At 70.3% G+C, this 5,439-nt stretch carries 7 protein-coding genes and 1 riboswitch; of the genes, 6 read left to right on the top strand and 1 reads right to left on the bottom strand.

Translation table 11 applies throughout. The features are described from left to right. The first annotated feature begins 26 nt into the window (after positions 1–26). The 5 genes from ACLN58_RS17150 to ACLN58_RS17170 all read left to right on the top strand — a co-directional run bounded on the left by ACLN58_RS17150 (position 27) and on the right by ACLN58_RS17170 (position 4,029). Positions 27–1,625 carry a Na+/H+ antiporter subunit D gene (locus ACLN58_RS17150; protein WP_415856459.1) on the top strand — a complete coding sequence of 533 codons (1,599 nt, stop codon included), beginning with the start codon at positions 27–29 and terminating at the stop codon, positions 1,623–1,625. Continuing rightward, complete coding sequence (locus tag ACLN58_RS17155; protein WP_415856460.1) at positions 1,622–2,218, top strand: Na+/H+ antiporter subunit E; 597 nt, start codon at positions 1,622–1,624, stop codon at positions 2,216–2,218. Before ACLN58_RS17150 ends, ACLN58_RS17155 begins: the two co-directional genes overlap by 4 nt. A gap of 5 nt (positions 2,219–2,223) precedes the next feature. Next, complete coding sequence (locus tag ACLN58_RS17160) at positions 2,224–2,487, top strand: monovalent cation/H+ antiporter complex subunit F (RefSeq protein WP_415856464.1); 264 nt, start codon at positions 2,224–2,226, stop codon at positions 2,485–2,487. 14 nt (positions 2,488–2,501) lie between these two features. Continuing rightward, positions 2,502–2,855, top strand: a complete 354-nt coding sequence (mnhG, locus tag ACLN58_RS17165) for a monovalent cation/H(+) antiporter subunit G (RefSeq protein ID WP_415856465.1) — start codon at positions 2,502–2,504, stop codon at positions 2,853–2,855. A gap of 328 nt (positions 2,856–3,183) precedes the next feature. After that, complete coding sequence (locus tag ACLN58_RS17170) at positions 3,184–4,029, top strand: DUF559 domain-containing protein (RefSeq protein WP_415856461.1); 846 nt, start codon at positions 3,184–3,186, stop codon at positions 4,027–4,029. 328 nt (positions 4,030–4,357) lie between these two features. Here ACLN58_RS17170 and ACLN58_RS17175 read toward each other — a convergent pair whose 3' ends face one another. Continuing rightward, on the bottom strand, positions 4,358–4,618 hold the full coding sequence (locus ACLN58_RS17175) for a DUF4235 domain-containing protein (protein WP_415856462.1): 261 nt from the start codon (positions 4,616–4,618) through the stop codon (positions 4,358–4,360). Between the two features lie 78 nt (positions 4,619–4,696). After that, positions 4,697–4,824: riboswitch (TPP riboswitch) on the top strand. Between the two features lie 38 nt (positions 4,825–4,862). On the opposite strand from ACLN58_RS17175, the gene ACLN58_RS17180 reads away from it, so the two are divergent. After that, positions 4,863–5,439 (top strand): ECF transporter S component (locus tag ACLN58_RS17180; RefSeq protein WP_415856463.1); only part of this gene is annotated, 577 nt, incomplete at its 3' end.

Here is a 5,439-nt window from a genome sequence, read left to right on the forward strand (position 1 = left end):
GGCCCGCGTGACGAGGAGGAACCGGAGTGAACGTCGCCAGCCTCGCGCCTCTCGCCGTCGTCCTCCCCATCCTCGGTGCCGCGGCGACGTTCATGCTCCTCCGGCAGGAGCGCGCCCAGCGCATCGTGAGCATCGGCGTGCTGGTCGCAACGCTCGGGCTCGAGGTCGCGCTGCTCGTTTCGGTATGGAGAGGTGGCACCGTTTCGGTGCCGATCGGCGAGTGGCTTCCGCCCGTGGGGATCACGCTCGTCGTGGACCAGTTCTCCTCGCTCATGCTCGTGGTCTCGAGCGCGGTGAGCCTCGCGGTCCTCGTGTACGCCGTCTCGCAGGGCATCGCTGACGGCGACAAGGACGGGCCCATCTCGGTGTTCCACCCGAGCTTCCTCATTCTCGTGGCCGGGGTCTCGGACGCGTTCCTCGCGGGGGACCTGTTCAACCTGTACGTCGGCTTCGAGATGCTGCTGACCGCGAGCTACGTCCTCCTCACGCTCGGAGGCACGACGGCGAGGATCCGCGCGGGGGTGACCTACGTCGTCGTGAGTGTGGTCTCCTCGCTCCTGTTCCTCATCGCGATCGGGATGGTCTACGCCGCGACCGGAACGGTCAACATGGCCGATCTCGCCGTGAAGCTCGGCCAGATCTCGCCCGAGACCCAGGTGCTCCTGCACGTCATGCTGCTCATCGGCTTCGGGATCAAGGCCGCCGTCTTCCCGCTCTCGTTCTGGCTCCCGGACTCGTATCCGACCGCGCCCGCGCCGGTCACGGCGGTGTTCGCGGGCTTGCTCACGAAGGTCGGCGTGTACGCCATGGTGCGGACCGAGACGCTGTTGTTCCCCGGGGACCAGCTCAACGTGCCGCTCATGGTCGTGGCGCTCCTGACCATGGTGGTCGGGATCTTCGGCGCGCTCGCCCAGACCGACATCAAGCGACTCCTGTCCTTCACGCTCGTCAGCCACATCGGGTACATGGTGTTCGGGCTCGCGATGAGTTCGGTGATCGGGCTCGCGTCCACCGTGTTCTACGTCATGCACCACATCACGGTGCAGACCTCGCTCTTCCTCGTTGCGGGGCTCATCGAACGGCGGGCCGGTTCGGCCTCCGTCGATCGGCTCGGCGGCCTCGCGAAGCTCTCGCCGCTCCTCGCGCTCCTCTACTTCGTCCCGGCCATGAACCTCGCGGGGATCCCGCCGTTGTCCGGGTTCCTCGGGAAGCTCGGCCTCATCCAGGCCGGCGTGGCCCTCGGCACGCCGATGGCGCTCGCCGTCGTCGTCGCCGGCGTCGCGGTGAGCCTCCTGACGCTCCTCGCGATGGCGCGCGTGTGGGGCCGCGCCTTCTGGCGCACCACGGACGACGCCGAGAATCCAGACCCAGCGCTCCTTGCCCCCGCGCGGCGCGGCTCGATGCCCCCGGCCATGGTGGGCGCGACGGCCGGGCTTGTGGGGCTCGGCCTCGCCCTCACCGTGTTCGCGGGCCCGCTGTTCCGGGTGAGCGAGGAGGCCGCGAAGGAGATGCTCGACCGCACACCGTACATTTCCGCCGTGCTTGGCCCCGACGCGGCTCGGCTCGCGGCCGAGCACGTGAGCCAGTCCCAGCAGAGTCAGCCCCAGAGCGTGGGGCGCCCATGAGCCCGACGCCGCGCATCTCCCTCCGCACCGAGCTGCCGCTGCTCGCGTGGCTCGTGATCGTGTGGGGCGCCCTCTGGCAGGATTTCAGCCCCGGGAACCTCGTCTTCGGGCTCATCCTCGCTCTCGTCGTGACGAGGTTCCTCTACCTCCCGCCCGTCGAGCTCAGCGGTCGGTTCAACGTGCTCCACGCCGTGCGCTACGCGTTCGTCTTCGTGGGGCAGCTCGTCGCGGCGAGCGTCCACGTCCTGCGGCTCGCGGTCACCGCCGGTCCCGCGGCGACGAGCGCCGTCGTCGCCGTCCCGCTCAGAAGCCACTCCGACCTCCTCGTGACAGCGACGGGGCATGTGGTCTCGCTCATTCCCGGCTCGCTCATCGTGGACGTGGACCGGGCCAACGCGACGCTCTACGTGCACGGCATTGACGTTCCGGACCAGGCCGCGGCCGAGCGTGTGCGCCGGTCCGTGCTCGCCGCCGAGGCCGAGCTCATCCGGATCATGGGCACCCAGGAGGAGCTGCGGCTGCTCCGCGAGGAGGCGCACTTGCGCCGCGCGTCGTCGACGCTGCCGGGCTGGAACGGGAGGGAGGGCTCGTGACGTTCATGGAGATCGTGCTGGTGGTCTGCAGCGTGCTGCTCGCCTTCGCGGCGCTCGGGGCCGTGGTCCGGATGATCAAGGGGCCGGCGCTGCTCGACCGGGTGCTCGCGGCGGACGTCCTGCTCGTGGTCCTCGCGTCCGCGCTCATCGTCGACATGGCCGGCCACCACAACACCGACAACGTGGCGCTCGTCGTCGCGATCACGCTCATCGGCTTCGTCGGGTCCGTGACAGTGGCCCGCTTCGTGCAGGATCGGAGGCGGCCGTGACCGACCCCGTGGATATGGTGGCCGGCGTCCTCATGGTTGCGGGGTCGCTGCTCTCGCTCGGCGCCGCGATCGGCCTCCTGCGCTTCCCAGACCTGCTCACGCGCATGCACGCCGCGACGAAGCCCCAGGTGCTGGGTTCGCTCCTGTTGCTCACGGCGCTCGGGCTCGAGCTGCGGAGCTGGGCCCTCGTGCCGCTGCTCGTCGTCGCGTGGATCTTCCAGCTCCTGACCGTCCCGGTCTCGGCGCACATGGTGGGCCGGGCGGGGTACCGCACCAAGCACGTCGACAAGGCGAGGCTCACCGTCGACGAGCTCGACGACGTCGTCGCGCGAGTCGAGCGCGCCGAGGAGGAGGAGCTGGAGCGGTAGGAGGGCGCCGCCGTCGTCCGTCGTCCCCACTTCGGCGCCAAGATCCCGGGCTTCGGGACCACCCTCCCCAATTTCTCCGCCCGTTTCCCCACGTCCTCCGCCGGGTTCCCCTCCTTCAGCGCGGACGACGGCGGTCCTCGCCCGGAATTCCGGGGGTTCGCCTTGCTGACGGGGCCCAGATGGGGGGGACTTCGGCGGGCAAGCTGGGGAGTCTGGCGGCGAGACCGGGGGAAGCCGGCGGCGAACCCGGGGAACGCCGGGGCCGCAGTTGTCCACATAGGCGCTTCCCGCCGTCGTCGGCCGTCCGGTCATGGGACACGATGGCGAGATGAGAGCCCTCGATGTGTTGGCACGGTGGAGCGGTGTCGCCCGGCGGCGCGACCTCTTCCGCGACGGCGTGACGCGCGCGGAGCTCGAGGAGGCCCTGACCGCCGGCGCGATCCTTCGGCCGCGTCAGGGGATCTACGCGCTACCGGACGCGGATCCCGTCCTGGTGCGGTGCGCGTCGACCAACTCCGCGCTCACGTGTGCATCCGGCGCACGCGCTCACGGCTTCTGGGTGCTTCGGGAGCCCGAGGAGGTCCACATTCTGCGTGCCGACGGCCGGTACAGTTCGGGCCGCGCGGTGGTGCACCGCCAATCGTGGCGGCCGCGCGAGCCCCGGAGCCACGTCGCTTCGCGCGCCGACGTCCTCCTGCACGCGCTTCGATGCCTTCCCGAGCTCGAGGCGCTCGTGATGGTGGAGTCCGCCGCGCAACAGGGCTTCTCGCTCGACTTCCTCCGCGAACGGCTGCCCGGCGACCGGAACGGGCCTGCCCGGCGCGTGCTCGACGCCGTGGGATCGGGAGCCGAGTCCCCCATTGAGGTGCTCGCCCGCGAGCGACTGCGGCGCGCGGGGCTTCGGGTCCAGAACCAGGTCGAGGTCGACGGCGTGGGGTGGATGGACGTGCTCGTCGAAGGCTGCGTGGACGTCGAAACAGACGGGAAGGTCCATGAGCAGCCGGCTCAACGTGCCAAGGATTACCGCCGCGACCGTTCCGCGCAGCTGCGCGGGTTCGAGGTGCTCCGGTATACGTACAGCGACATCGTGGATCGGCCCGAGGCGATGGTGGCCGAGGTCAAGGAGGCCGTCGCCCGGCGTCGGGCCCGGGGAGACCTGCCGCGGTTCAGCTGAGGGCGGCGCCGGCTTCCCCACCTTCAGGCCCACGTTCTCCGCTTTCTCTGCCGGCCGCCCCAACTACGGCGCCGGCTTCCCCAACTCGCCAGCCAGTTTCCCCACCTTGTCAGCGGACGACGGCGGCCCTCACCCGGAATTTCGGGCCTCGCCGCGTCGACGGGGGTTGGCTGCTCGGGGAGGTCGGCGGAGGTACCGGGGAATCTGGTTGAGAAGCTGGGGGAACCGGCGGGGGCAACCGGCGGAGGGGGGGAACCGGCGGGGGAACTGATCGTCCGGCCCCACCTGCCGCGGCCCCACCGGCGGCGGCCCCGGCCGCCGCCTGCCGCTAGACCCGGTCCGGCGTGCTGTTGAAGCGCGCGATCGCCTTCTGGGTGTACCGCTGCGTGAGGACGTTCACCACGGCGCCGACGGACGCGGAAACGAGCGCGAAGACGAGCGTGTCGCGCAGGCTGGTCTCGATGTTGGTGGCGTCCTTGGGCGGCTTGTTGCCGGTGCTCTTCTCCCACACCGCATCGACGACCTTCGTGGCTACAAAGCCTGCGCCGAGGCTGACAAGCGTCCCGAACAGCTTGATGAGGATGGTCACGTCCGTCTCCTTCGCGTTCTGTCGACTCCAGCGCTGTGCAGAGCACTCCCCGCCAGCCTAGCGGTAGACTTGCTGCACTTCATACGACAGGGGAGCGCCGACGCCGGGCATGCCCGGCGCACCCAGGGCGCTGAGAGTGCGGACCGCCGCAGACCCTCGAACCTGCTCCGGCTAATACCGGCGAAGGAAGTCGAGTTCTCAGGCAGCTGTGCTGCCGCCCCTCCTACTCCAGTGGGAGGAACAGATGAGCACCACCACCAAGCCCGTCTACACGTGGCGGGTCGTCGACATCGTTGTCGCCGCGGTCGTTTCCGTGGCGTGCGGCGTCATCTTCTGGCTGTGGGACCAGGGCTACACCGGGATCCAGGTCGTCACCGCCGCCTTCGCCCCGCTCAGCGGCCTCTACTCGGGTGGCTGGCTCCTGGCCGGCGTCCTGGGCGGCCTCATCATCCGCAAGCCGGGCGCGGCCCTGTTCTGCGAGATCCTCGCGGCGGTTGTCGAGGCCCTGCTCGGCTCGCAGTTCGGCGTCACGGTGCTCCTCTCCGGCCTCGTCCAGGGCCTCGGCGCGGAGGTCGGCTTCGCGATCTTCGCGTACCGCCGCTGGAACCTCGGCGTCGCGCTGCTCGCGGGCGCCCTCTCGGGCCTTGCGCTCGGCGTGAGCGAGGTCATCCAGTTCTTCGTCGAGTGGGAGTTCGGCTGGCAGGTCGCGTACACGGCGTTCGCGGTCGTCTCCGGCATCGTCATCGCGGGCCTCCTGAGCTGGCTCGCGGTCAAGGCGCTCGCGAAGACCGGCGCCCTGTCCGCCTTCGCCGCGGGGCGCG

The sequence above is a fragment of the Sinomonas sp. G460-2 genome (assembly GCF_047759905.1).
Classification (GTDB): Bacteria; Actinomycetota; Actinomycetes; order Actinomycetales; family Micrococcaceae; genus Sinomonas.